At 66.8% G+C, this 25,875-nt stretch carries 21 protein-coding genes and 2 pseudogenes; 15 read left to right on the forward strand and 8 right to left on the reverse strand.

All coding sequences use genetic code 11. The features are described from left to right. From B2W22_RS14885 to B2W22_RS14895, 3 genes and pseudogenes are all read right to left on the reverse strand, one after another. Positions 1–1,311: pseudogene (locus B2W22_RS14885) on the reverse strand (aconitate hydratase B); the annotation flags it as partial. Between the two features lie 328 nt (positions 1,312–1,639). Then, a complete protein-coding gene (locus B2W22_RS14890; protein ID WP_286938390.1) occupies positions 1,640–2,533 on the reverse strand; it encodes an FxLYD domain-containing protein in 894 nt (297 codons plus the stop codon). Continuing rightward, positions 2,523–3,401 (reverse strand): FxLYD domain-containing protein, encoded by an 879-nt coding sequence (locus B2W22_RS14895; RefSeq protein ID WP_175123659.1) that lies wholly within the window; start codon positions 3,399–3,401, stop codon positions 2,523–2,525. The genes B2W22_RS14890 and B2W22_RS14895 overlap by 11 nt, the downstream gene beginning before the upstream one ends. A 340-nt stretch (positions 3,402–3,741) precedes the next feature. On the opposite strand from B2W22_RS14895, the pseudogene B2W22_RS14900 reads away from it, so the two are divergent. Beyond that, positions 3,742–4,508 (forward strand): annotated as a pseudogene (locus tag B2W22_RS14900) (TSUP family transporter). Positions 4,509–4,643: 135 nt separating this feature from the next. Here the strand turns inward: B2W22_RS14900 and B2W22_RS14905 are convergent. The 3 genes from B2W22_RS14905 to B2W22_RS14915 all read right to left on the reverse strand — a co-directional run bounded on the left by B2W22_RS14905 (position 4,644) and on the right by B2W22_RS14915 (position 7,375). Then, complete coding sequence (locus tag B2W22_RS14905) at positions 4,644–5,084, reverse strand: CBS domain-containing protein (RefSeq protein WP_105239654.1); 441 nt, start codon at positions 5,082–5,084, stop codon at positions 4,644–4,646. A 120-nt stretch (positions 5,085–5,204) separates the two neighbouring features. Then, positions 5,205–6,209: an acyl-CoA dehydrogenase gene (locus B2W22_RS14910; RefSeq protein ID WP_286938394.1), complete on the reverse strand. Its 1,005-nt coding sequence runs from the start codon at positions 6,207–6,209 to the stop codon at positions 5,205–5,207. 11 nt (positions 6,210–6,220) lie between these two features. Beyond that, positions 6,221–7,375: an acyl-CoA dehydrogenase family protein gene (locus B2W22_RS14915; protein WP_286938395.1), complete on the reverse strand. Its 1,155-nt coding sequence runs from the start codon at positions 7,373–7,375 to the stop codon at positions 6,221–6,223. A 206-nt stretch (positions 7,376–7,581) separates the two neighbouring features. On the opposite strand from B2W22_RS14915, the gene B2W22_RS14920 reads away from it, so the two are divergent. Continuing rightward, a complete protein-coding gene (locus tag B2W22_RS14920; protein ID WP_175123655.1) occupies positions 7,582–8,763 on the forward strand; it encodes an acetyl-CoA C-acyltransferase family protein in 1,182 nt (393 codons plus the stop codon). Between the two features lie 58 nt (positions 8,764–8,821). Here the strand turns inward: B2W22_RS14920 and B2W22_RS14925 are convergent, their stop codons facing one another. Next, positions 8,822–9,601 (reverse strand): IclR family transcriptional regulator, encoded by a 780-nt coding sequence (locus tag B2W22_RS14925; protein WP_286938396.1) that lies wholly within the window; start codon positions 9,599–9,601, stop codon positions 8,822–8,824. Between the two features lie 113 nt (positions 9,602–9,714). Here B2W22_RS14925 and B2W22_RS14930 point away from each other — a divergent pair, with 113 nt between their 5' ends. The 11 genes from B2W22_RS14930 to B2W22_RS14980 all read left to right on the forward strand — a co-directional run bounded on the left by B2W22_RS14930 (position 9,715) and on the right by B2W22_RS14980 (position 22,439). After that, a complete protein-coding gene (locus B2W22_RS14930) occupies positions 9,715–10,518 on the forward strand; it encodes an enoyl-CoA hydratase (protein WP_175138156.1) in 804 nt (267 codons plus the stop codon). Further along, positions 10,515–12,599 carry an acetate--CoA ligase family protein gene (locus B2W22_RS14935; protein ID WP_286938398.1) on the forward strand — a complete coding sequence of 695 codons (2,085 nt, stop codon included), beginning with the start codon at positions 10,515–10,517 and terminating at the stop codon, positions 12,597–12,599. The genes B2W22_RS14930 and B2W22_RS14935 overlap by 4 nt, the downstream gene beginning before the upstream one ends. Before the next feature lie 32 nt (positions 12,600–12,631). Continuing rightward, complete coding sequence (locus tag B2W22_RS14940) at positions 12,632–13,600, forward strand: Bug family tripartite tricarboxylate transporter substrate binding protein (RefSeq protein ID WP_175123652.1); 969 nt, start codon at positions 12,632–12,634, stop codon at positions 13,598–13,600. A gap of 3 nt (positions 13,601–13,603) precedes the next feature. After that, a complete protein-coding gene (locus B2W22_RS14945) occupies positions 13,604–14,812 on the forward strand; it encodes an acyl-CoA dehydrogenase family protein (protein ID WP_286938399.1) in 1,209 nt (402 codons plus the stop codon). A 6-nt stretch (positions 14,813–14,818) separates the two neighbouring features. After that, positions 14,819–15,838 carry an acyl-CoA dehydrogenase family protein gene (locus B2W22_RS14950; protein WP_286938401.1) on the forward strand — a complete coding sequence of 340 codons (1,020 nt, stop codon included), beginning with the start codon at positions 14,819–14,821 and terminating at the stop codon, positions 15,836–15,838. 41 nt (positions 15,839–15,879) lie between these two features. Beyond that, on the forward strand, positions 15,880–16,650 hold the full coding sequence (locus B2W22_RS14955; RefSeq protein ID WP_175183960.1) for a spermidine synthase: 771 nt from the start codon (positions 15,880–15,882) through the stop codon (positions 16,648–16,650). 188 nt (positions 16,651–16,838) lie between these two features. Next, entirely contained in the window at positions 16,839–17,591 is a 753-nt protein-coding gene (locus B2W22_RS14960; RefSeq protein WP_175123649.1) for a GntR family transcriptional regulator, read from the forward strand. Further along, positions 17,542–18,858 carry a malonyl-CoA decarboxylase domain-containing protein gene (locus B2W22_RS14965; RefSeq protein WP_175123648.1) on the forward strand — a complete coding sequence of 439 codons (1,317 nt, stop codon included), beginning with the start codon at positions 17,542–17,544 and terminating at the stop codon, positions 18,856–18,858. The genes B2W22_RS14960 and B2W22_RS14965 overlap by 50 nt, the downstream gene beginning before the upstream one ends. Before the next feature lie 52 nt (positions 18,859–18,910). Next, the gene (locus B2W22_RS14970) at positions 18,911–19,720 is read left to right on the forward strand and encodes an enoyl-CoA hydratase/isomerase family protein (protein ID WP_175123647.1); all 810 of its coding nucleotides are present in this window, start codon (positions 18,911–18,913) and stop codon (positions 19,718–19,720) included. Between the two features lie 4 nt (positions 19,721–19,724). Beyond that, positions 19,725–21,266 carry a malonate--CoA ligase gene (locus tag B2W22_RS14975; RefSeq protein ID WP_286938405.1) on the forward strand — a complete coding sequence of 514 codons (1,542 nt, stop codon included), beginning with the start codon at positions 19,725–19,727 and terminating at the stop codon, positions 21,264–21,266. 201 nt (positions 21,267–21,467) lie between these two features. After that, complete coding sequence (locus B2W22_RS14980; RefSeq protein WP_286938406.1) at positions 21,468–22,439, forward strand: Bug family tripartite tricarboxylate transporter substrate binding protein; 972 nt, start codon at positions 21,468–21,470, stop codon at positions 22,437–22,439. 32 nt (positions 22,440–22,471) lie between these two features. Here B2W22_RS14980 and B2W22_RS14985 read toward each other — a convergent pair whose 3' ends face one another. Then, complete coding sequence (locus B2W22_RS14985; protein ID WP_286938407.1) at positions 22,472–23,428, reverse strand: aldo/keto reductase; 957 nt, start codon at positions 23,426–23,428, stop codon at positions 22,472–22,474. A gap of 264 nt (positions 23,429–23,692) precedes the next feature. Here B2W22_RS14985 and B2W22_RS14990 point away from each other — a divergent pair, with 264 nt between their 5' ends. After that, positions 23,693–24,664 (forward strand): ABC transporter substrate-binding protein, encoded by a 972-nt coding sequence (locus B2W22_RS14990; protein WP_056563116.1) that lies wholly within the window; start codon positions 23,693–23,695, stop codon positions 24,662–24,664. Positions 24,665–24,983: 319 nt separating this feature from the next. Beyond that, a complete protein-coding gene (locus tag B2W22_RS14995; RefSeq protein ID WP_056563113.1) occupies positions 24,984–25,874 on the forward strand; it encodes an ABC transporter permease in 891 nt (296 codons plus the stop codon). The last annotated feature ends 1 nt before the right edge of the window (position 25,875 follow it).

A 25,875-nucleotide genomic window follows, 5' to 3' on the forward strand; every position in this document is an offset into this window, starting at 1 on the left:
CGAGAAGCCCAGGCAGGCCAGGTCCTTCAGTTCGTCGCGGGTCATCGGGCCGGTGGTGTCCTGGCTGCCGACCGAGGTCATCTTCGGTTCGCAGTAGGTGCCCGGGCGGATACCCTTGCCTTCCGGCAGGCCGCAGGCACGGCCGACCATCTTCTGGGCCAGCGTGTAGCCGCGGCCGGAGTCGACCGGATCCTTGGGCAGGCGGAACAGCGTCGAGGGCGCCAGACCCAGCGCTTCGCGGGCCTTGGCGGTCAGGCCGCGGCCGATGATCAGCGGAATGCGGCCGCCGGCGCGCACTTCGTCGAACAGCACGTCGGACTTGACCTCGAATTCGGCGATGACTTCACCGTTCTTGATGGCCTTGCCGTCGTAGGGGCGCAGTTCGACCACGTCGCCCATTTCCATCTTGGAAACGTCGAGTTCGATCGGCAGGGCGCCGGCGTCTTCCATCGTGTTGTAGAAGATCGGGGCGATCTTGTTGCCCAGGCACACGCCGCCAAAGCGCTTGTTCGGCACGAAGGGGATGTCTTCGCCCGTGAACCACAGCACCGAGTTGGTGGCCGACTTGCGCGACGAACCCGTGCCGACCACGTCGCCCACGTAGGCGACCAGGTGGCCCTTTTCCTTCAGGGACTCGATGAACTTGACCGGCCCGCGCTTGCCGTCTTCTTCCGGTTCGAACGCAGCGCCGTCGCGCTTGTTCTTGAGCATCGCCAGGGCGTGCATCGGGATGTCGGGACGCGTGGTGGCGTCGGGGGCGGGCGACAGGTCGTCGGTGTTGGTTTCGCCAGGAACCTTGAAGACCGTGATGGTCAGGCTTTCCGGCAGTTCCGGACGGCTGGTGAACCATTCGGCATCGGCCCAGCTTTGCAGCACGGACTTGGCGTTGGCGTTGCCCTTGTCGGCCTTTTCCTTCACGTCGTGGAAGGCGTCGAACATCAACAGGGTCTTCTTGAGCGCATCGGCGGCGATGGTGCCGATTTCCGCATCATCCAGCAGGTCGACCAGCGGGCCAATGTTGTAGCCGCCGAGCATCGTGCCCAGCAGTTGCGTCGCCTTGGCACGGCTGATCAGCGCACAAGCTTCCTTGCCCAGCGCCACGGCGGCCAGGTAGGAGGCCTTGACCTTGGCGGCATCGTCCACGCCGGCCGGCACGCGATGCGTCAGCAGCTCGACCAGGTTCTGCTCCTCGCCAGCGGGCGGGTTCTTCAGCAGTTCGATCAGTTCAGCGGTTTGTTTGGCCGTAAGGGGCAGCGGGGGAATCCCCAGAGCCGCGCGTTCGGCGACGTGTTGGCGGTAAGTATCCAGCATGTGAGGCCTGCTCAAAGTCGGGTTGGAAGAAGGGTTGTCGGCCGGAATTGTAGAAGCAAGTGGGGGCCGGTAGCAAATGTCTTATATCTTATATAAGACTTGAGCCGATAGCTGTTGTTCGGTGGCGACGCCTTGGCGGGGCGACGGGCGTCCGGCGTCGGGCGTCCGGCGTTGGTCGTCGGCTGCGGGCCTCGGGTGGCTGGAGTCGGGCACGCGGCGGCGGATGGGGAGGTGGGGGCGGGGCCCCTGGACGCCAAGGGCCCAGGGGCCCCGCAAAGAAAAAGCGGCCCCGAGGGCCGCTTCGGTATAAAAGCCCACCGCCAGCCGGTCAGGGCGCCGCGGCGTCGTACACCACGCCGACGCGGGCGAAGTTGCCGCCGTATTGCTTGACGTCCACCTGGAACGGCGCACTGTCGCCCGGCGGCAGTCGCGGCACCCGCAGTTCCTGGAACGTGGCGCCCGTTAGCTGATCCTGCGCGTCGTACAGGCTGACCCACACGCGCACCTTCTCGACCTCGCTGCTGCTGTCGTTGCGCACCCGGCCGTGCACCGTCACGTACTTGTAACGGAAGCGGTAGGTAAAGTTCAGCGTGCCGGTGCCGATGGCGGCTTCGGTGTTTTCCACCGTCACGGCCAACTGCGGACGCGGGCCGGGCAGGGCAGCGCGTTTGGCGGGCAGCCAGTTGGTTTTCACCTCCGTAAAGCGTTCGACGCGCCCGGTCAGCGCCACGGGCACGCGCTCGCCAGGGTACAGATGCGTCGGCAGGCTCCAGGCCTGGCGCAGCTCGAGCGGACGCGACCCGTCGAACACCGCGATTTCCGCCCGGGGCGACAGCGCTACGAACTGGTCGCTGGTGTTGACCAGTTCGGCATACAGCACCGGGCGTTCGATTTCGTCCAGCAGCCGGCGAGGTGCGGACAGCTTCAATGCCCCGGCATCAAACAGGGCGAAATCCGGGTCCAGCAGTTCTTCGGTGGTCAGACGGACGTGGTCGATGACCCGCGTGTTGGCCGGGCTGACGCGCACGATGCGGCTGACGGGCGGCTTGGCCTCGGGCTCGGCGGATTTGGTCACGGCCTGCGCCTGCGCCGGGGGCGGGCTGGCGGATCCCAGCGCGGTGTATTTCCACGCGGCATACCCGCCCGCGCCAAACAGGATCAGCGCCAGCCCTGCCAGGGCCGGCCGCGACAGGCGCCGGGAGGAGGAGGGGTCAGCTTTCACTTTGCACCATGTAATCGTAGGAGGCGACCTCGCCATCGCGCAGCATTTCGCAGCGCACGTCGAAGGACGTCAGCGCGTCGGGGGCCAGCGGGCTGGCGGTCGCGTAGCCGTTGCCCGTGCCAATCAGGCCGCCGTCGGCGCCATAGAGCATGACGGTGATCTGCGTGCTGCTGGCGGGGTTGGTGCCCTGGTTGCGGATCAGGCCGACCAGACGGTAATTGCCGTCATTGCGCACAAGCTGAACGCGGCTGGCAGCCACATCGTTGTTCTTGCCGCGCGCGGGCGACGGCGTGCCGACCTGCAAGTCGTAGCGGCTGTACGCCTTGGACGGCAACGATATCTTCAGCGGGGTGTACTCCCCCGGTTCCAGCGAGCGCGCGGGCGCCGAGCCCGACACGGTGGACAGCGACAGATCCCCCTGGAAGAACGATGCCGTCACGCGCGGCACGTCGATCTTCCGGCCGGTCTCGTTGCGCACGATCATGACCAGCTCGTTGCGCCCGCGCGTCTTGACCTCCTGCACGTCCGTCAGCTTGACCAGCGAGGCGTCGATGGGCGGTTCGACAATGCGGGCGGGCAGGGGCGACGGGCGCGAACCGAGCGATGAGACGACCAGCGGGATGATGACGGCGGCAAGGATCGCCGCCGAGATCGCCACGATGGCGGCCGGCTTGATGGGCGCAGGCTTGGGCTGCTGGATGTTGCGCAGGATCTTTTCCAGCCGCTGCGCGACGTTGTCTTCGACCAGCGTCACCGCATGGCAGTGGCTGCACTGGTATTCGTTGGTGTCCAGCTTGGTGAAACTGGCGCTGCCGCACGTGGAGCAGGTTAGCGTCACCGTGTTGATAGTGGTCTGTTTGGGCGTCATTCTCGCGGGGCGTCCTTTACGCTGGGCGTCATTTACGCTACGAAGGCGGTTCGGCCGCGCGCCGCGATCCGGGATGGGCGGCGGGACCGGCGTGAAGGGCTTACCGGGCGGCAAGGATAGCGGCCGTCGGCCGCACCCGGGGTGCATGAGCGCATCAGTTTGTGACCATATGTGTGGAATCGGCGATATCGGGGCCGGAATGCGTGCGGCGCCCGGTGCTATCATCCCCGGCGAAAAATCGTTGTCACATCAACTATTACGCTGCCGTTTCCCGTCGATCCGCTCTCCTGCCGTCCGAATTGGCGCGCAGCCGGGCAGAGCCGAGGTCTGGCTCTCCTGTATGAGCATCTATCAACATCTGCTGTTTCTGGCCTGCGTGGCGCTCGCCACCTATGCCCAGACGATGACGGGCTTTGCGTTCGGCCTGGTGCTGCTGGGCCTGTCGGGCGTGTTCCAGCTTGCCTCGGTGTCCGAGGTGGCCAACGTGGTCAGCGTGCTGTCCCTGGTCAATGCGGGCGTCACCTTGCTGCGCGCCAAGCCGCAGGGGTGAACTGGTCGCTGCTGACCCCCGCCGCGGTCAGCAGCCTGGCCGGCGTCGGGGTGGGCGTGGCCGCGCTGACGTGGATCAGCGGGTCCATGGCGGTGTTGCTGCAGTTGCTGCTGGGCGTCACCATCCTGGCGTGCGCCATTTTGCTCGTGACGCGAACCCAGCCGCTGGCGCAGTTGTCGTCCCGCACTTCCAGCGTATTTTTCGGTGGCGTTTCGGGCGTGCTGGGCGGCCTGTTTTCCAGCGCCGGTCCGCCCATGGTCTATCACCTGTATCGCCAGCCGCTGCCGTTGGCCACCATCCGCAACAGCCTGCTGATCCTGTTTTCGCTCAACGCCACGGTGCGCCTGGCGCTCGTGACCGGGCAGGGCGCGTTCATGGCGTCATCGTTCTGGCTGAGCGTGCAGGCGCTGCCGGTCGTGATCGGCGTGACGTGGTTTGCGCGCCGCTACAGCACCGAGAATTCGATGGAGAAGGTCAAGCGGATGGTGTTCGTGCTGCTGCTGGCCGCCGGCCTGGGGCTCATCGTCCCGGCGACGAGGATATTGGCGGCCGGCTAGGTACGGCCGGTTAGGCGCGGCCGGCTAGGTACGGCCGGTTAGGTGCGGCCGGCTAGGCGCGGCCGGCTACGCGCTGCCGGCCAAGCGAGGCCCATCGGGCGCAGCCGGCGAGATACCGCCGGCCTCACTCACCCGTCAACCACGCTCCCCCGTGATGTAGCGCTCGAGTTCATGAATGATGAATTTCTGCTCGCTCATCACGTCCTTGACCAGGTCGCCGATGGATAGCAATCCGATCAGCTTGTCGTTGTCGATGACCGGCAGATGGCGGAAATGCCGTTCGGTCATCATGGCCATACAGTGTTCCCGCGTGTCGGTGGGGCTGACGTAATACACCGAGTCCGTCATGATGTCGCGCACCTTGGTCGTGCGCGACGACCGGTCCTGCAGCACGATCTTGCGCGCGTAGTCGCGTTCGGTCAGCATGCCCAGCACCACGTCGCCTTCCACCACCACCACCGCCCCGATGCTGCGGTCGGCCATCGTCTTGATCGCGTCGAAGACCGACGAATCCGGCGAAACCGTTACGACGGCGTGATTGGCCTTTTCCCTGAGAAGCTCAGCAACTGTCTTCACGATGTGCTCCCGAATCGGTGGTGAGGATCGAAGCACCATCCTAAGCCTGCCTGCGGCATTGCCGCAAGCAGGGCGCGTTACATCGTGTTTTTGACGCGAATCGCTGGCGCGGATCGGCCCTCACGCCGTTTCCTTGCCGTACAACGCCGTACGCAGATAGCTCAGCGCGTCGCTGCGGCTGCTGAGGGCGTCAGCGCCGATGCGGTCATGCCAATACGATTCGGACCCCGCCGCGAGCCGCCATTCGCGCAGCCTGCGCGTATACAACTGCAGGTCGTACTCCTCGGTGACGCCGATGGCGCCGTGCACCGCGTGCGCGATGTCGGCCACGCGCGGCACGGCCTGGCTGGCGCGGGCCTTGCCCAGCGCGGCGAGCAGCGGACGGGGCAGGCCGTCATTGCCCTGAAAGGCCAGTTGCGCCGCCATGCGCGCGGCCCACACCTGTTCGGCCATCTCGCTGATCTGCTGCTGCACGGCCTGAAAGCGCCCGATGGGCTTGCCGAACTGCGCGCGCTGGTTCGCATAGTCCAGCGTCATCGCCAGCACGCGATCCATGGCGCCGGCGATCAACCCCGCGTAGGCGGTGGCCGCCATCGTATCCAGCGGCGCTGGACTGTCGAGGCGTTCGGCGTCGGACAGCGCGCAGGAAACGCCGCCGTCCAGGCTGCCGTGCACCCCGTTGGATTCGACGCGCGCCGCCTGCATGGGCAGCAGCCAGGTCTGGCCATCGATGCCGGCCAGCACGTAGTCAGCGCTGCGCGCCCAAGCTACGCTCGCGCCCGCGATGCGCCCGCCGTCGATGGCAAGGCCGTGTGGTGCCAGCGCGATGGCCCCCGCCGCCTGCGGCCGCTGCACGCGGCTCAGCCACGCGCGCGCCAGCAGCGTGTGGGCAATGGGGTAGGGGCACAGATGGCGCCCCGCCGCCAGCACGACGGGCAGCACATCGGCCAGGCCCAGGCCCGCGCCGCCATGATCTTCCCGCACCAGCGCATCCGCGAACCCCGCGTCCTCGCAGGCCTGCCATGCGTCGCCGGACGGCTGACCGCGTTCGGCGCGGCGGATCACATCCGGGGTGCAGGTCTGGGCAAAAAGGCGTTCGGCGGCATCGCCAAAAATGTTGTCCATGACGGTCGTCCTTATCGAAGGCCAAGGCCGCGGGCAATGATGCCGCGCAGGATTTCGCGGGTGCCGCCGCGCAGCGAAAACGTCGGCGCGACCTGTTCCAGATAGGCCAGCGTGCGCAGCAGTGGCAGCGGCACGGGGCGGTCGGGGTGCCTGCCCAGCGTATCGCCGATCAGGCGCGGAATCGTCTGTTCAAGCTCGGTGCCCAGATCCTTGACCAGCGATGCCTCCGTGGCGGGGCTCAGGCCCGCCGCCAGCTTGCCGGCCACGGCCAGCGACATCGCGCGCAGCACCGCCATCTGCGACAGAATGCTGCCCAGCGCTGTCCGGCTGGCGGCATCGGCATCGCCACCGTCATCGTGCCAATGTGCCAGCCAGCACTCCAGCAGGGCGATGCTGGAATACAGACGCTCGGGGCCGCTGCGCTCGAAGGCCAGTTCCGCATTTACCTGGGCCCAGCCGCCGCCTTCCTCGCCGATCAGCGCCTCGTCGGGCAATTCGACGTTGTCGAAGAATACTTCCGAAAAGTGCGCATCGCCCGCCAGGTCTTCGATCGGGCGCACCGACACGCCGGGCAACGACAGGTCCACAATCACCTGCGACAGCCCCTGATGCCGGTCGTCCGCGGTGCCGGACGTGCGAACCAGCGCAATCATGTAGTGCGAACGGTGCGCGTTCGTCGTCCAGATCTTGCTCCCGTTCAACCGCCAGCCGCCCGCCACGGCTTCCGCTCGGCTGCGGATGCTGGCCAGGTCCGAGCCGGAGCCCGGCTCGCTCATGCCGATGCAGAAGAAGGCCTGCGCGGCGCAGATGCGCGGCAGATAAAAATCCTTTTGCGCTGGCGTGCCGTATTTCAGGATGAGCGGCGCGCTCTGGCGATCGGCAATCCAGTGCGCCGACACCGGCGCGCCCGCGCCCAGCAATTCTTCGGACAACACGAATCGCGCAAAGTGGCCGCGTGCCGCGCCGCCGTATTCGCGCGGCAGCGTCAGGCCCAGCCAGCCGTGTTCGGCAAGCTGGCGGCTGAAGCCCGCGTCAAAACCCATCCATGAACGGGCGCGCTCATCCGGCTCCAGGCCGTCCAGCGCATCGGACAGGAAGGCGCGCACCTCGGTGCGCATAGCTTCATCCTCGGGAGGAATGGCAGTGAGTTCCAGCGTGTCGATCATCAGTCGCTCCGGGTCAGGCAAGGGCGCCGCGACAGGCGCCGACGGCCACTATCCGGGAATGCACTGATAGCTGTCCAATATTATTTTGCGGGTTTGCGATATGGGTTTTGTATCGAGTGGCGGGCAGTATGATGGAACGCACTTCATGGACCGCATCGCGCGACCCACAACGCACGAACCACAACGCAACACAAGGAGGAAACACCATGAATGAAGTCATCGTCGCTTCGGCCGTCCGCACCGCCATTGGAGATTTCGGCGGCGCGCTCAAGGATGTGCCCCCCTGCGATCTGGGCGCCACCGTCATCCGGGCCGCGCTGGAACGCGCAGGCGTCTCGGGCGACGAAGTCGGCCATGTCGCCGTTGGACACGTGATCAACACCGAGCCGCGCGACATGTACCTGTCGCGCGTGGCCGCCATGAATGCCGGCATCTCCAAGGAAACGCCCGCGTTCAACGTCAACCGCCTGTGCGGTTCGGGCCTGCAGGCCATCGTGTCCGCTGCGCAAACCATCATGCTGGGAGACGCCGAGATCGCTGTGGGCGCCGGCGCCGAAAGCATGAGCCGCGCGCCGTACATCGCGCCGGCCCAGCGCTGGGGCGCGCGCATGGGCGACAGCGTCATGCTGGACATGATGACCGGCGCGCTGTCCGACCCCTTCGGCAAGATGCACATGGGCGTCACGGCGGAAAACGTGGCCGCCAAGTTCGGCATCAACCGGCAGGACCAGGACGCCACGGCCGCGGAATCGCACCGCCGCGCCGCCGCCGCGATCGATGCGGGTTACTTCCGCGACCAGATCGTGCCCGTGAAGATCAAGTCGCGCAAAGGTGAGATCGTGTTCGACACCGACGAACACGTGCGCCGCGACGTCACGGCCGACAGCCTGGCCACGCTCAAGCCGGTGTTCCAGAAGGAAAACGGCACCGTCACGGCGGGCAATGCGTCCGGGCTGAACGACGGCGCGGGTGCGCTGGTGCTGATGAACGCGTCTGTCGCGGCCAAACGCGGCGTCAAGCCGCTGGCGCGTCTGGTGGCCTACGCGCATTCGGGCGTGGACCCCGACATCATGGGCATCGGTCCGGTGCCGGCCACGCAGGCGGCGCTCAAGCGCGCGGGCCTGACGGTCGACCAGCTGGACGTCATCGAGGCCAACGAGGCGTTTGCCGCGCAGGCATGCGCAGTGTCGCGCGAACTGAAGCTGGACGCCGCCAAGGTGAACCCCAACGGCAGCGGGATCGGCCTGGGCCACCCGATCGGCGCGACCGGCGCCATCATCACCACCAAGGCCCTGCATGAACTGCAGCGCGTGGGCGGACGCTATGCGCTCGTGACCATGTGCATCGGCGGCGGGCAGGGCATCGCCGCGATCTTCGAACGGATCTGATTCGTTCGGCTCGGCAAGCCCGCGAGGTTCCGGCTGCGCCGGATCCTCGCGGGTTTCTTCATGGGGCCGCCTGGCCCAGATAGTCCTGGGCCCACGCCTGGCATTCGGCGTTTAGCATTGCGCCCATCTGCGCCCGCCGCGGCGCGTCGAGCCGGCTGCTGATCGCGCCAAAACTGAACGCCACCCAGGTCAGCTCCGACACCGGAAACGCCACGCCCACGCCGGACACGCCAGGCGTGATGGTGTCCACGATCTCGGAATATCCCGCATTGCGCGTCTGCCTGACCGCCTTCATCAGCGCGGTGCTGGAGACGCGGATCTGCGCGTAGCTGGCCGCATGCCTTGCGTACAGCGCGGCGATCTCGTCGTCCGGCAGGGCTGCCATCAGCGCCAGGCCGCCCGCGCCCACGCCCAAGAGCCGCCGTTCGCCCTGGTCGATGGTGAATACCTTGACGGGAAATGAGCCGGCCTCGCGCAGCAAACATAGTGCGTAGTCGCCCTGGCGGATCACCAGGAACACGGTGTCGCCAGACAGGCGTGCCAGCTTCTGCGCGAACGGGCGCAGGGCGTCCAGCAAAGGCGTGCGCCGCAAGGCGGCAAACCCCAGTTGCATCGAATCCACGCCCAGCCGATAACGGCGGGTGGCGCGGTCGCGTTCGGCGAACTGTTCTTCCAGCAGGCAACTGAGAAGGCGGTGCGCCGTGGAACGCTCCAGGCCGGTGGCGACCATGACGCCCTGCAGGTCGATGCCGTCTTCCTGGTGCTGCGCCAGCACGCGCAACAGGCCGAGCGCGCGACGCATGCTCTGCGTGCCGCCGGTGGATCCTAGGTTGTTCATATTGTGGGAAAAAGGATTCGAATATTTTGTATTTTAGGATTTGCAGTGCGTTAATTCAATGCATGGAGATCGCGCTGCATCCGACGGCGCGGCATGACAAGGACGAGGAGACCATGGAATACGCCACCCTGGCCGTCGAACGGCACGACGCGGTATGCCGCATCAGTCTGGCCCGCGAATCCGCGCGCAATGCCCAGAGCCAGCAGATGCTGGACGAACTGGATGACGCCCTCTCGCGCGCCGAGCAGGACGATGCGGTGCGGGTGGTCATCCTGGCCGGTCGCGGCGCGCATTTCTCGGCCGGGCATGACCTGAAGGAAGCCCAGGCCAAGCGCGCCGACTTCACGGTCGAGGAACGCTGGGATTACGAGTCCCGCCGCTACTACGGGTATTGCCTGCGCATCTGGGACTTCCCCAAGCCCACCGTGGCGCAGGTGCAGGGCGCGTGCGTGGCGGGCGGATTCATGATCGCCAACATGTGCGACCTGGTGGTGTGTTCGGACACGGCGTACTTCTCGGACCCGGTCGGACACACCCTGGCCGCGGCCGCCACCGAGGTGCTGATTCATCCCTGGGTCATGGGGCTGCGCAAGGCCAAGGAAATGCTCTACACCGGCGAGAAGGTCGATGCGCAGGAGGCATTGCGCATCGGCATGGTGAACCGGGTGGTGCCCGAAGCCGAACTGGATGCCGCCACGCTGGCGCTGGCCCAGCGCATCGCGCAGGCGCCGCCGTTCGGACTGCGCCTGATCAAGCGGTCGCTGAACCGCACGGCGGACGCGCAGGGCTTTCGCACGGCGCTGTCGGCGCACTTCGACACGCATCAGTTGTCGCACCTGAGCGAGGAATTCCAGGCGGTGCGCGAGCGCGGCCTGGCGCAGGCCATCCAGCGCAACAAGAAAGGCGAAGCCGCATGACCTCACGCCTTGAACCGCTGCTGAATCCGCGATCGATCGCCATGATCGGCGCCAGCGCCAACCCGGGCCGCATTGGCGGCATGCCGCTGGAACTGCTGACGCGCTTTGGCTTTTCGGGCGGCATCTATCCCGTCAACCCGAAATACCAGGAGGTCTTCGGCCTGCGGTGCTGGCCCGACATCGAAGCCGTGCCCGAGCCGGTGGACCTGGCGGTGCTGGCCATCGCCGCGGCCGACGTCACGCCCATGCTGCGGCGCTGCCATGCCAGGGGCATCCCCGCGGCCATCGTGTATGCCGCGGGCTTTGCCGAGGCGGGCGGCGAGGGCGCGCGTTTGCAGGACGAACTGGAGGCCTTCGTGTCGGAAAGCGGCATGGCGGTCGCGGGCCCGAATTGCATGGGATTCGCAAACCTGAACACGCAGGCGCATACCGCCTTCGCGTCGGTCTTCAAGACCGCGCCGGCGCAGGAGGGGCCGGGCTCGGTCAGCCTGCTGACCCAAAGCGGCAACGTGTGCGCGGCGGTGTACGCGATCGCGCGCAGGCTGGGGCTGCCGTTCTCGCACTTCATCAACACCGGCAACGAGGCCTGCCTGGATTTTTCGCAGTACCTGGAATATCTGGCGGCGGACCCGCAGACGGAAATCGTGCTCGGCTACATCGAACAGTTGCGCGATGGCGGCCGCTTCGTGCGCGCGTGCCGCGAGCTGGAACGCCAGGGCAAGCTGCTGATTGCCCTGAAGGCAGGCGCCACCGACAAGGGCGCGCAGGCCGTGCAGTCGCACACGTCGGCGCTGGCCGGCGACCGCCGCGTGTATGCAGCTGCCTTTCGCCAGTTGAACGTCATCGAGGCCACGGACTTCGCGCAGATGGCGCATCTGGCCAGTCTGGCGACGCTGCGCCACCGCACGGCCGGCAAGCGCGTGGCGGTGCTGACGATGTCGGGGGCGCTGGGGGCCATCCTGGCCGACAAGTTCATCGGTGCGGGGCTGGAGCTGCCAGACCTGCCGCCGGATCTGCAGGAGGTGCTGCGCGGCGGCATTCCGGATTACGGCATGGTGGGCAATCCGGTGGACGTGACCGGCAACGTGGTCAACGATCCCGCCTTTGTGCGCACCGTGCTGCAGGCGTTGGGCACGTCGGACGCCATCGATGCCGTGGTCGTGTATGCGCCCGGCTACATGCTGGACCGCATGGCCGACGCGTTGGCCGAAGCGTCCCGGGAGCACCCGCGGTTGTTCGTCGCCATCGATACGGGCCTCGCGCAAAGCCGTGCCGCGCTGCGCGAGGCGGAAGTCGCGGTGTTCGAGGATCTGGGTCTGGCCGTCGCGGCGCTGGCGCCATATTTGCTGTGGTGTGACGCGCGCACGGCCCGGCGGCAGGCGGCGGCGCCCGCATTGGAGATGGCCAGCGCGCCGGCTCTGCCATGCAACGAAGCGGACGCTCGCGCCTTCGTGGCCGCGTTCGGTCTGCCCCAGGCTGCCACCGCGGTGGCGCGCAATGCGGACGAGGCCGTGCGCGATGCGCGCATTGCAGGCTATCCCGTCGCCCTGAAGATCCTGAGCCCCGACATCGCGCACAAGACCGAAGCGGGCGGCGTCGCGCTGAACCTTGCGGACGACGAGGCGGTGCGCGTGGCCCATGCCACCGTGACGCAGGCGGTGACGCGCGCGCAGCCCAATGCGCGTATCGACGGCGTCATGGTCCAGAAGATGGAGCGCGGTGTGGCGGAGATCATCGTTGGCGCCACGCGCGATCCCGTCTTCGGCCCCGTGCTGACGGTGGGCCTGGGCGGGGTGCTGACCGAGATCTACCAGGACACCAGCCACCGGCTCCTGCCGGTGGACGAGGACATCGCCTTGCAGATGTTGCAGGAGCTCAAGGCGTTTGCGCTGCTGGACGGTTTCCGGGGCAAGCCCCGGGGCGATCTGGCGGCGGCGTGCAGGAGCATCGTGGCCGTGGGCAACGCCTTGCTTGCCGCGCCCGCGCATGTGGCGCAAATAGAAGTGAATCCCTTGCTGATCAAAGAGGCGGGACAGGGCGTTGCGGTGCTGGACGCGCTGATCCTGCCCGCAACCCCGTAGCGCGTCTGCGCATTCCTCAGGAGGAGACAAGCATGATCAAGACAATATTGGCCGGCGTCGCACTGGCCTGCATCGGCGCCACGAGCGTCGCGCAAGCCCAGGACAACTACCCCGCGCGGCCCGTGCGTATCGTGGTGCCGTTCTCGCCCGGCGGCGCGACCGACATCATGAGCCGTCTGCTGGCCGAAAAGTTGAGCGGAAAGCTAGGCCAGCCGGTGATCGTGGAAAACAAGCCGGGCGGCGGCACCATGATCGCGTCCGATTACGTGTCCCGCGCCGAGCCCGACGGCTACACGCTGCTGATGGCCGCGTCGTCGCTGGGCATCGCGCCCAGCATCTACACCAAGGTCAACTACGACCCGGTCAAGGACTTCGCCCCGATCACGCAAGTCGCGTCGGTGGTTCACGTGCTGGGTGTCCACCCGTCGGTGCCGGCCAAGAATGTCGGCGAGCTGATCGCCTACCTGAAGGCCAATCCGGGCAAGGTGAGCTACGGCTCCGTCGGCACGGGCAGTTCAACCCACCTGGAGGCCGAACTCTTCAACAGCATGGCCGGCGTGCAGATGGCGCACATCCCCTACAAGGGCAGCGCGCCCGCGCTCAACGACCTGGTTGCGGGGCGTCTGCAGGTGATGTTCGATGCGTGGGCCTCGTCGGGCCCCTTCGTCAAGGACGGCAAGCTGCGCGCGCTGGCGGTCACGACGGCCAAGCCTTCGGCGTCATTGCCCGAGTTGCCCACGGTGGATGCGTCCGGCCTGCCGGGCTATTCGGCCATGCCGTGGCTGGGTCTGGTCGCGCCCGCGCGCACGCCGCAGCCCGTGATCGACAAGCTCTACCAGAACCTGGCGCAGATCCTGCAGCAGCCCGACGTGAAGAAGCAGTTCGAGGGGCTGGGGCTGGACATCATCGGCAGTGATCCCAAAGCCTTCGGCGCGTTCATCCAGAAAGACGTAGCGACCTGGGCCAAGGTGGCGCGCGACTCGAACATCCGGCTGGAGTGAGGCATGACGATGCAGCAAACCGCCGTGCCCGACAGCGCGGCGCTTGACGACGAGGCGTTCCGGCAGACGCTTCGGGGCTGGCTCGACACGGCCTACGCAGCGTTTGCACGGTCCTGGCCCGGCGGGTCCGACCCGCGCAATCTGGACTACCGGCGCGCCTGGGAAGACACGCTGTGCGCAAACGGCTGGTCCGGGCTGGGCTGGCCGGCGGAGTACGGCGGCAAGGCGCTGCCGCTGTCGCGCCAGGCGGTCTTCCATGAAGAGCACGCGCGTTGCGGCGCGCCGCTGGGCGTGAACCTGATCGGCCACGGCATCCTGGCGCCCACCCTGCTGCATTTCGGGTCCGAGGCGCAGAAGCAGCGCTTCCTGCCCGGCATCCTGTCGAACCGCGAGGTGTGGTGCCAGGGATATTCAGAGCCGGGCGCCGGGTCCGACCTGGCCGCCGTGCGTACGCGGGCGGAACCGGCGCCGGGCGGCTTCCGCGTGAACGGTCACAAGATCTGGACCTCGTTTGCGGACCGAGCGCAGTGGTGCTTCGTGCTGGCGCGCACCGATCCGGACGCGTCCAGGCACAAAGGCCTGAGCTTCCTGCTCGTGGATATGCGCAGTCCCGGCGTGCGGGTCGAACCCATCCGCCAGCTCACGGGCGAAGCCGAGTTCTGCGAGGTCTTTTTCGAGGACGTGTTCGTTCCGCAGGACGCGCTGCTGGGCGGATTGAACCAGGGCTGGCGCATCGCGATGGCGGCCGCAAGCTTCGAGCGCGGCACGTATTTCATCCCGCGACTCGTGCGTTTTTCGCAGGAGCTGCGTCAGGTGCGCGCGCTGGCGCTGCAGGCGGACAAGCAGGGCCGCGTGCCGGCGTCGTCGGCATCGGCATCGGTGCGGCATCGCTGGGCGCGGCTGGCGGCCGACAGCCACGTGCTGGCGCTGAAATCGCAGCGCGCGCTGGCCGCCGCGATGCGGGGCGATCCGCCCGGACCGGAAGGATCGTCCACCAAGATCCACTGGAGCGAGGCGCACCAGCGCCTGCTCGAACTGTCCATGCAATTGCTGGGCGAGGACGCCTGCCTGGGCGTGGACGCAGCTGACACCCGCGCGGCGTCGCTGACGCACGCCTATCTATGGTCGCGGGCCGAAACCATCCTGGCGGGCACGTCCGAGATCCAGCGCAACATCATCGCCGAGCAGATGCTCGGCCTGCCTAAGGGCTGACCGTAAATGAATCTGCATCTGAGTGAAGACCAGCGCATGCTGCGCGACGCCGCGCACCGTTTCCTGTCGCAGCGCCATCCGGTGGCCATGGCGCGCGGCGCTTGTCATCAAGATGCGCCGGCCCGCCAGGCGCTGTGGCGCGATCTGGCCGATCAGGGCTGGCCCGCCTTGCTGGCGCCCGAGGCACAAGGCGGACTCGGCTTGGGTATGCGCGAGGCCTGGATCGTTGCCGAGGAAGCGGGGCGCCATCTGCTGAGCCTGCCGCTCGTATCCAACATGGTGATGCTGCCGACTTTGTGCGAGGCGGGTGGGGCTATTGCGCAATGGGCCGGCGATATGATGGCCGGTGACACCTGGTACGCCGACGCGACGCTGCGCCTCGACGGGTCGGCCTTCATCGAAGGCGCCGGCGAGGGCGTGCGCGCGCTTGCCGTGCGCGAGGCCGGTCCGGCGTCCGTGCGTCTGGATCTGCTGTCGCCTGTGGCGGGCGTGGCGGGATTGGATCCGACCATGCCGGTCGGGGTCGCGGCGGATCCCGCGGTCCTGGAAAGCACCGATGTCCAGGTCAAGCCGGGCACGTGGCATCTGCTGCGCACGCGTCTGCGCTTGCTGCGGTCGGCGGAAATGCTGGGGGCGGCTTCGGCGGCGCTGGACATGGCCGCGTCGTACGCCCGCGAGCGCCAGCAGTTCGGCCGCGCGATCGGCGCCAATCAGGCGATCAAGCATCGGCTGGCCGAGGACTGGATGGCGCTGGACGATGCGCGGCTGGCGGGCTGGGCGGCGGCATCGGCGCTGGATGACCGCGCGGCGTCGGCGGCAACCGATTGCCTGTTCGCGCCGCTGCTGGCCGTCGAAGCCAGCCGCCGCGCCACCCAGAACGCGATCCAGACGCATGGTGCGCTGGGCGTGACCTGGGAGTGCGATGCGCATCTGTACCTGAAGCGCGTCCTGCGGCTGTCGGCCAGCCTGGAGGCTGAAGTGTCCGGCCCGGACCTGCTCGAGCGCATCTGGGAAGCGGCGGCGTAATCGGCGGCCGGGGACGGGACGGCCGGCCTACAATCGCGCCCATGTACAAATCCAACTTCCCCTCCGAACTCGACCAGCCGACGCTTTCCGAAGCCGACGGCGTCCGCTATCTGCACTTCAACACCGAATGGGTGCAGGGCGCGATGAACATCAAGAGCCCCGCCGATCTGGTGCTGGAATACACCGCGCAGATGATGGCCTGGCTGCTGTTCCTGGAGCCGCCGAAGGAAGAGGCCATCGGCATGCTGGGCCTGGGCGCCGGGTCGCTGGCGCGCTTCTGCGCCAAGCACACGCGCGGCCCGCTGCTGGCCGTGGAATGGAATCCGCGCGTCACTGCCGCCTGTCATATGTTCTTCCGCCTGCCCGGCGCGAACCGCTTGCAGGTCGAGCACGCCGACGCCGGCGCGTGGGTGGCCGATCCGCTGAACGCCGGACGGTGCCCCGTGCTGATGGTGGACCTGTACGACGCGGCCGCCGAGGGCCCGGTACGCGACAGCGTGAAGTTCTACCGCGACTGCCGCCGTGTGCTGGGCGAAGTCGGCATCCTGGCCGTGAACCTGTTCGGGCGGCACGAAAGCTTCGGCAAGAACATCGACAACCTGTCCAAGGCCTTCGACGATCGCATCGTGCTGCTGCCCGAGGTCGAGGCCGGCAACCAGATCGTGCTGGCGTTTTCCGGCCCAAGCCTGGCAATCACCCCGGCTGAATTGCTGGCGCGCGCCGAGATCGTGGAAGGGAAGTACGGGCTGCCTGCTCGCCGCTGGGCGCGCTCGTTGACGCGGCATGCGGTCGACGGGGTTCTGCATTTTTGATGGAGGCACGCGCCATTGCGCGGCTCATTCCAAATCGTCCCGGCCCATCGATTCAACTTGCGCTAAGGCTTCGGTGATCCGCTGTTAGGGTAGGTCCCAGGTCACGCGGGGTTTACCTTTCTTCCCACCCAGGTCTATCATCGGCTTATTCATAATTATGAATTACGGCATTTCCCCGCCGTCTGCCCATGACCCTACCTATCGTCCGGCAAGCCCTGTATCTGGAAGTCGCGGACCGCCTGCGCGGCATGATCCATGCGCGGTCGCTGCGTAACGGCGAATGGATCGATGAACTCCGCCTGGCTGGCGAAATGGGCATTTCGCGCACGCCGCTGCGCGAGGCGCTGAAGGTGCTGGCGACCGAAGGGCTGGTCCGGCTGGAACCCCGCCGCGGCTGCTTCGTCAACGAACTGTCCGCCCAGGATCTGGAAGACATCTTCCCGCTGATGGCCATGCTGGAAGGGCGCTGCGCCTTCGAGGCCGCGCGCAAGGCCACCGACGCGCAGCTAGCCGAACTGGAACCGCTGCACGCCGCGCTGGCCGGCCATGCGAAGGCGGGCCGCATCGACGCCTACTACAAGACCAATTACCTCATCCACGAAGCCGTCCAGGCGCTGGCCGGCAACCAATGGCTGTCCGACATGGTGGGCAATCTGCGCAAGGTGCTGAGCCTGTCGCGCCATCGCAGCCTGTCGCGGCCCGGCCGTATCGAGCAATCCTGCGCCGAACACCTTGCCATCTTCGAGGCCCTGAAGGCCCATGATTCCGACGCCGCGCAGGCGCTGGCGCACACCCATCTGATGCGCCAGCTTGAAGCGCTGCGCGTCCTTAGCAACGAAGACGCCGCCGATGCGGCGCCGTCCGATCCCATCGTCATCGAGGAGCCCGCCCATGTCCGCACCCGCCAATCTCGCGCCCGCGCGCGGCGCACGCACGCCTGAGCCCGAGGCCGATCTGGTCGATGCCGCCGCGGCGGCCGAAAGCGCCAGCCTGATCACGCGGCTGGGCCGCCTGTGGGAGCGCGGGCGCCTGCCCAGCGAATCCGAAGTCCGCCGCCTGTTCGAGGCGCGCCTGACCGACGTGGCCGCCAACAAGCTGGCGCGCCGCTGGTGCGAGCAATACGCCGCGGCCGACGGCAAGGATCGCCGCCTGATGCTTGCCGCGCTGGCGCAGATCCGCGCCACGTATGCAGGCGATGGCGGCGAGGGCGTGCGCCTCTTCAAGCGGTTCAACGCCCAGCCGCAAGGCCTGCGCTTTCTGGTGGAATTGCGCGCGGACATGCTGCGCTGGCGCAAGCAGGTGTCGGGCATCCAGTCGCTGGACAAGGAACTGGAAGGCCTCCTGTCTGCGTGGTTCGACGTGGGCTTGCTTGAACTGCGTCCGCTGACCTGGGATTCGCCCGCGTCGCTGCTGGAAAAGCTGATCCTTTACGAGGCCGTCCACGAGATCAAATCCTGGGACGACCTGCGCCACCGCGTGGCGCCCGACCGCCGCTGCTATGCGTACTTTCATCCGCAGATGCCGGGCGTGCCGCTGATCTTCGTGGAAGTGGCCTTTGCCAGCCAGATGGCCGACAACGTGCAGGTGCTGCTGGACAGCACGCTGCCGCCGCAGGACCTGGACAAGGCGCGCTGGGCGATCTTCTACTCCATCTCGAACACGCAACCGGGCCTCAAGGGCATCAGCTTCGGCAATTTCCTGCTCAAGCGCGTGGTCGAGCAGTTGCTGGAAGAGCTGCCCAAGCTGAAGGCCTTTGCCACCTTGTCGCCGATTCCGGGCTTTACCGATTGGCTGGGCAAGCAGGACGCGCAGGCCGTCGAGGCGATCGTGCGCGAAGACAAGACGCGTGCCAAGGACCGCCAGCGTGAAGGCGTGCCGGACGGGCAGCGCTGGGTCGCGCGTTTGGCGAAGGCCGCGCAGGGCAAGGCGCCCGACGTGGTCAAGCGCGCTGGCTTCCGGCTGGCGGCCTGCTATCTGCAGTCGATGAAGAACGGTCTGCCGGTCGATCCCGTGGCGCGCTTTCATCTGGGCAACGGCGCGCGGATCGAGCGCCTGAACTGGGCGGCCGACACCTCGCCCAAGGGGCTCAAGCAGTCGTGCGCCATGATGGTCAATTACCTGTATGACCTTGACGAACTGGACACCAACCTTCAGCGCCTGAACGAGGGCAAGCCGCAGATCAGCCGCGGCGTGGGGCGCGTGGCCTGACCGCCGGACACACGGCGGCGGGTTCCTGACAATCACAACAAGGGCAGGGGACATGACGGAGAACGTGGCAGGCCAAGGCCAAGGCCAAGGCAGTGTGCGGCTCGATCGCGACGGGCATCTGGCCTGGGTGACGCTGTCGCACCCGGGGCGCCTGAATGCGATCACGGTGGGCATGTGGCGCGAACTGCGCGATGTCTTCACGCGCATCGCGCAGGATGACGCCGTGCGCTGCGTGATCGTGCGCGGCGAGGGCGGCAACTTCGCCGCCGGCGCCGACATCCGCGAGTTCCCCGCCGAACGCGCCGACATGGCGGGCGTGCAGCGCTATCACCGCGAGATCCTGGCGCCCGCCCTGCGCGCCGTGGCCGAATGCCCGCAACCGGTCATCGCGCAGATCGACGGCGTGTGCGTCGGGGGTGGGCTGGAAATCGCCTGCCAGTGCGACCTGCGCATCGCCGGCGCGTCGGCCCGCTTCGGCGTGCCGATCAATCGCCTGGGTTTTCCGATGGCCCCGGACGAAATGCGCGGCCTGCTGGCGCTGGCGGGCAGGGCCGCCACGCTGGCCATTCTGCTGGAAGGCCGGGTGTTCGGCGCCGCCGAAGCCAAAGACCTGGGTCTCTTGACCCGCATCGTCGACGACGGCGACGTGGCCACGTCCGCCCGCCGCAGCGCCGACCGCATCGCCCAGGGCGCGCCGCTGGCCGCCCGCATCAACAAGCGCTTGTCCGCCAGGCTCGCCACCGGCGCCGCCTTGACCGAGGACGAGTATCGCGATTATTTCTCCTATGCCGAAAGCCGGGACCACAGCGAGGGCGTGCGCGCCTTCCTGGCCGGCGAAGACCCATCCTTTACCGGAGACTAGACAGGTGAGCAACGCCAACCTATACGCTGTCCTGCAAGGCGGCTTTCCCAAAGACCGCAGCAAAGTCGCGCTGGAAACGCCCGACCTCCAATACACCTGGGACGACATCGACCGCGCGACCGCGTGCCTGGCGAACCTGCTGCAATCGCTGAACCTGCCCGACGGCGCGCGCGTCGCCGTGCAGGTCGAAAAGTCGCCCGAGGCGCTGCTGCTGTACCTGGCCACGCTGCGCGCCGGCCTCGTGTACCTGCCGCTGAACACCGCGTACCGCGAATCCGAAATCGAGTACTTCCTGGGCAACGCCGAGCCGTCCGTCGTGGTCTGCGCCAGCAAGAACCTGGACTGGGTCAAGCGCGCCGCCGACAAGGCCAACTGCCCGCACGTTTTCACGCTGGACGAGGACCGCACCGGCACGCTGCTGGACGCGGCCGGCGGCCTGTCGCAGACGTTCAAGACCGTTGAAAGCAAGCCGGACGACCTGGCCGCCATCCTGTACACGTCGGGCACCACGGGCCGCAGCAAGGGCGCGATGCTCTCGCACGGCAACCTGGCGGCCAACGCGCGCACCCTGCACGAATACTGGGGCTGGCGCGAGGACGACGTGCTGCTGCACATGCTGCCGATCTTCCACGTCCACGGCCTGTTCGTCGCGTCGCACGGCGCGCTGCTGGCGGGCGCCCGGATGATCTGGCTGCCCAAGCTGGACGCCGACCAGGCGCTGCATTATCTGCCGCAAAGCACCGTGATGATGGGCGTGCCGACCTACTACGTGCGTCTGCTGGCCGATCCGCGCTTCAATCGGGGCGTCTGCGCCAACATGCGCCTGTTCATCTCGGGCTCCGCGCCGCTGCTGGCCGAAACGTTCTCCGACTTCAAGGAACGCAGCGGCCATCCCATTCTTGAGCGCTACGGCATGAGCGAAACCGTCATGCTGACCTCCAACCCGTACGACGCCGCGCTGGGCGAGCGCCTGGCGGGCACCGTCGGCCGCGCCTTGCCGGGTGTGGATGTCCGGGTGGTCGACGACGCCGGCAAGCCGCTCGCACCCGGCGAGATCGGCAACGTGCAGGTGCGCGGTCCCAACGTGTTCTCGGGCTACTGGCGCATGCCGGAAAAGACGCGCGAAGAATTCACCGACGACGGCTGGTTCAAGACCGGCGACGTGGGCCGCTGGGGCGGCGAGTCCGCTGGCCGCACGGCGCCCGACGACTATCTGTCGATCGTCGGCCGCAGCAAGGACCTGATCATCTCCGGCGGCTACAACGTGTACCCCAAGGAGATCGAGACGCTCATCGACGACATGCCGGGCGTGTCGGAGTCGGCGGTGATCGGCGTGCCGCATCCGGACTTCGGCGAGGCCGTCGTGGCGGTGGTGGTGCCCAAGGACGGCGCGACGCTGGACGCCTCGGCCATGCAGGCGGAGTTGAAGAGCCGCATCGCCAACTTCAAGGTGCCCAAGCGCGTTCATATCATCGACCAGCTGCCGCGCAATACGATGGGCAAGGTTCAGAAGAACGTGCTTCGCGACACTTACAAGGCGCTGTAGTCGATACCGAAGCCGGTCCCCGCGGGGCCGGCTTTTTTATCACCGCATTCTTTCACCGCGTTCATTTACCGCAGCCAAGGAGAAGCATCCCCATCCAATGCCCCGATAAGACCTGCCCGCCGCATTCAGAAGAAAAAAATATCTCAGCGACGAGACGCCAGAAAACAGGCGCCGTCCCCCGATGCAGCAAGAGGAGACAAAATGACTTATCGCACCACCACCGCGGCCGTGTTCGCCGTGGCAGCCCTGGGTTTCGGCGGCGTTGCCGCCGCGCAATGGCCCGAACGCCCCATCACGCTGATCGTTCCGTTTCCCGCCGGCGGCGGCACGGACACGTTCGCCCGTCCGCTGGCCGCGCAGCTCACCACGCAGCTTGGCCAGACGGTGGTCATCGACAACAAGGGCGGCGCGGGCGGCACTGTGGGCGCCGGCGTGGCGGCCAAGGCCAAGCCCGACGGCTACACGTTCTTCATGGGCGGCGCGCACCATGCGCTGGCCCCTTCCTTGTACAAGAGCCTGAGCTACAACATCCAGAAGGATTTCGTGCCGGTCGCCCTGGTGGCGCAGCCGCCGCAGGTCGTCGTCATCAACGCAAGCAAGCTGCCGGTCAAGACCTTGCAGGAGTTCATCGACTACGCAAAGAAACGCCCCGGCGAAATCAACTTCGGCACGGCAGGCAAGGGCAGCACGCACCACCTGGCCGGCGAGCTGTTCGCCATGCAGACGGGGGTCAAGCTGGTGGACGTGCCGTATCAGGGCGCGGGTCCCATGCTGTCGGCGCTGATCGGCGGTCAGGTGGATCTGGCGTTTGATGGGCTGGGCTCGTCGGCCGGGCACATCCGCGCCGGCGCGATCAAGCCGCTGGCGGTGGCCGCCACGGAGCGTTCGCAATCCCTGCCCGACGTGCCCACGGCTGCCGAAGCCGGCGTGCCGAACTACGTGGTGTCGACCTGGTATGCGATCTGGGCGCCCGCGGGCACGCCGAAGGAAGCCACGGAAAGAATGGCCGCCGAGATCACGAAAGCGCTGAATACGCCCAAGCTGAAGGAGACCTGGGCGGGCAACGGCACGGGCGTGCCCACGCTGACCGGCGCCGAGTTCGGCAAGTTCGTCGACAGCGAAGTCCAGCGCTGGGCCAAGGTCGTCAAGGACTCCGGCGTCACGTTGGACTAAGCAGTTGGACTAAGCGGCTGAACTAAGCAACCTCAGCGCCAATCGCTGGCCTGGCTCAGCCGGGCCAGCTGGTCGCGCGTCAGCGTCAGGCTGGCGGCCTTGACCAGCTCGTCCAGCTGGGCGAGCGACGTGGCGCTGACGATGGGCGACGTAATGCCCGGCTGCGCGATCTGCCAGGCCAACGCAGCCTGCGCGGGCGTGCAGCCGGCGTCCTCGGCCACCTCGTCCAGCGCCTTCAGGATGCGGTAGCCGCGATCATTCAGATACGTGTCCACGATCTTCTTGCCGCGCGCGCTCTTGCCTGCATCTTCGGGACCGCGGTACTTTCCGCTGAGAAACCCGCTTGCCAGCGCGAAGTAATTGATCGTGCCCATCTGCTGGGTCTTCACCAGGCTTTGCAGACCGGATTCGAAGGGTTCGCGGGTGTACAGGTTGTACTCGGGCTGGATGCTTTCGTAGCGCGGCAGGCTGTGCCGCTCGCTGGCGATCAGGGCTTCCGACAGCCGCACCGCCGTGTAGTTGGACGCGCCGATCGCGCGCACCTTGCCGGCTTCGATGTGCTTGGCGTATTCGGCCAGCGTGTCGGTCAGCGGCGTGTCCGGGTCGTCCTGGTGCGATTGGTACAGGTCGACGTAGTCCGTCTGCAGGCGCGCCAGCGATGCGTCCAGCGAGCGGCGGATGTAGGCGGGCGACAGGCCTTTCTGACCCGGCCCCATCTCCATGCCGACCTTGGTGGCGATCAGCACCTGGTCGCGCTTGCCCGATCGCTTGAGCCACTTGCCGATCAGGGTTTCGGATTCGCCACCCTTGTTGCCGGGGACCCAGCGCGAGTACATGTCGGCCGTGTCGATGAAATTCAGGCCGGCGTCCACCAGCGCATCCAGCAAAGAAAAGGTGCCGGCCTCGTCGACGGTCCAGCCGAAGACGTTGCCGCCGAAAGTGAGCGGGGGAACCTGCAGGCCGGATCGGCCCAGTGCGCGTTTGATCATGGTGGCCTCGGGATGCCGTCGGCGGGCACGCGGAACGGGATGAACGGCGTTTGCCCGGCGGTTGTCAGTATATTCACGCCGCTGCCCCGGGTCGGGGCGAGCCTGTATGGATGCACCATTACAGGGATTCCCCGCAAGTCCATTTGGTGGACGGCACGTTAGACTATACGGCTTTGTGGCAGGACAAACGGATCAAAAATCCGCGCCCGCCATGAAGAAACCGGCAAATTCAACAAGCAACACCAGGGTTCAAGGAGCAAACATATGCTGATCGGAAAAAAACATTTTCTGACGGTTGGCGCGATGGCGCTGGCGATGGCCATCGCCGCGCCGGTCGCCGCGCAGCAAAAGTCCGTCGCGGTGACCGCCATCGTCGAGCATCCGGCGCTGGACGCCGTGCGTGACGGGGTGCAAGACGCCCTCAAGCAAGCCGGCTACGAGCCGGGCAAGAACCTGAAGTGGCAGTATCAAAGCGCGCAAGGCAACAACGGCACGGCCGCGCAGATCGCCCGCAAGTTCGTCGGCGACCGCCCGGACGCCATCGTCGCGATCGCCACGCCGTCGGCGCAGGCTGTCGTTGCCGCCACCAAGGACGTGCCGGTGGTGTATTCCGCCGTGACCGATCCGGTTGCCGCGCAACTCGTGTCCAGCATGGACGCCTCGGGCACCAACGTGACCGGCGTGTCTGACCTGCTGGCGCTGGACAAGCAGGTTGAGCTCATCAAGAAAATCCTGCCCAACGCCAAGCGCGTCGGCATCGTCTACAACCCGGGCGAGGCCAACTCGGTCGTCGTCGTCAAGAAACTCCAGGAAATCCTGCCCAAGTCGGGCATGAGCCTGGTCGAAGCCGCCGCCCCGCGCTCGGTGGACGTGGCGTCCGCCGCCCGCAGCCTGATCGGCAAGGTCGACGTCATCTACACCAACACCGACAACAACGTCGTGTCGGCTTATGAGTCGCTGGTCAAGGTGGGCAACGACGCCAAGATCCCGCTGATCGCGTCGGATACCGACAGCGTCAAGCGCGGCGGCATTGCCGCCCTGGGCATCAACTACCGTGATCTGGGCGTGCAGACCGGCAAGGTCGTCGTGCGCATCCTGAAGGGCGAGAAGCCCGGCGCGATTCCGTCCGAAACCAGCTCCAAGCTCGAGCTGTACGTGAATCCGGGCGCGGCCGCCAAGCAGGGCGTGACCCTGCCCGAGGCGCTGATCAAGTCCGCCGCGGTGGTCGTGAAATAATACGGCGCGAAATCGGCCCCGCCATGCCTATCCGGCGTGCGCGGGGTTTTTCTTGCGTTTTTCGTGGTGTGCTTACCCGATGTTTCACAGGGCGGCAGCGTTCACAAGATGCTCGCGGCCCGGCGCTGTTGCTTCCTTGACAGGTCTCGTGCTTTCGCTGGCAGCGCCGGCGCGTAGGCACGCGGGCGGGAAACGAGAGAAAATCCATGCCGGGAAACGTTCATTGCGAAAGCTCGGGTAAAACTGACCCGCGAACGCAAGAAATCGTACGTTTCACTTCTTTAATATGCTCGTTTCTTATCTTGATTGGATCTGACCCATGTCATTGTTCTCGTTGTTAGGCGCGCTGGAGATCGGCTTGATCTTCAGTCTGGTGGCCTTGGGCGTGTTCATCTCCTTTCGCCTGCTGCGCTTCCCGGACCTGACCGTGGACGGCAGCTTTCCGCTGGGCGGCGCGGTCTGTGCGACGCTGATCGCCTCGGGCACCGATCCGTTTTCCGCCACCATCATCGCCACGATCGCGGGCGCCGCAGCCGGGCTGGTCACGGGCTGGCTGAACGTCAAGCTTAAGATCATGGATCTGCTCGCCAGCATCCTGATGATGATCGCGCTGTATTCGATCAACCTGCGCATCATGGGCAAGCCCAACGTGCCGCTGATCACCGAACCCACCGTGTTCACGATCCTGCAGCCTGCGTGGATTTCCGACTATGTCGCCCGCCCGCTGCTGCTGATCGTCATCGTCATTCTCTGCAAGCTGGCGCTGGACTGGTTCTTCGCGACGCAAACCGGCCTGGCCGTGCGCGCCACCGGTTCCAACGGCCGCATGGCCCGCGCGCAAGGCGTGAACACCGGCCGCATGATCCTGGGCGGCATGGCGCTGTCGAACGCGCTGGTGGCACTGGCCGGCGCGCTGTTCGCGCAGACGCAAGGCGGTTCGGACATCTCGATGGGCATCGGCACCATCGTGATCGGCCTGGCCGCAGTGATCGTCGGCGAAAGCATCCTGCCGTCGCGCAAGCTGGTGCTGGCCACGCTGGCCGTCATCATCGGCGCTATCGTCTACCGCTTCTTCATCGCCCTGGCGCTCAACAGCGATTTTATCGGCCTGAAGGCGCAGGACCTGAACCTCGTCACCGCGGTGCTCGTCACGATCGCCCTGGTCATCCCCATGCTCAAGCGCCGCCTGGTCGGCAAGAAGGGGCGCTGAT

This window comes from Achromobacter sp. UBA4530, assembly GCF_002388205.1.
Classification (GTDB): Bacteria; Pseudomonadota; Gammaproteobacteria; order Burkholderiales; family Burkholderiaceae_B; genus Achromobacter; species Achromobacter animicus.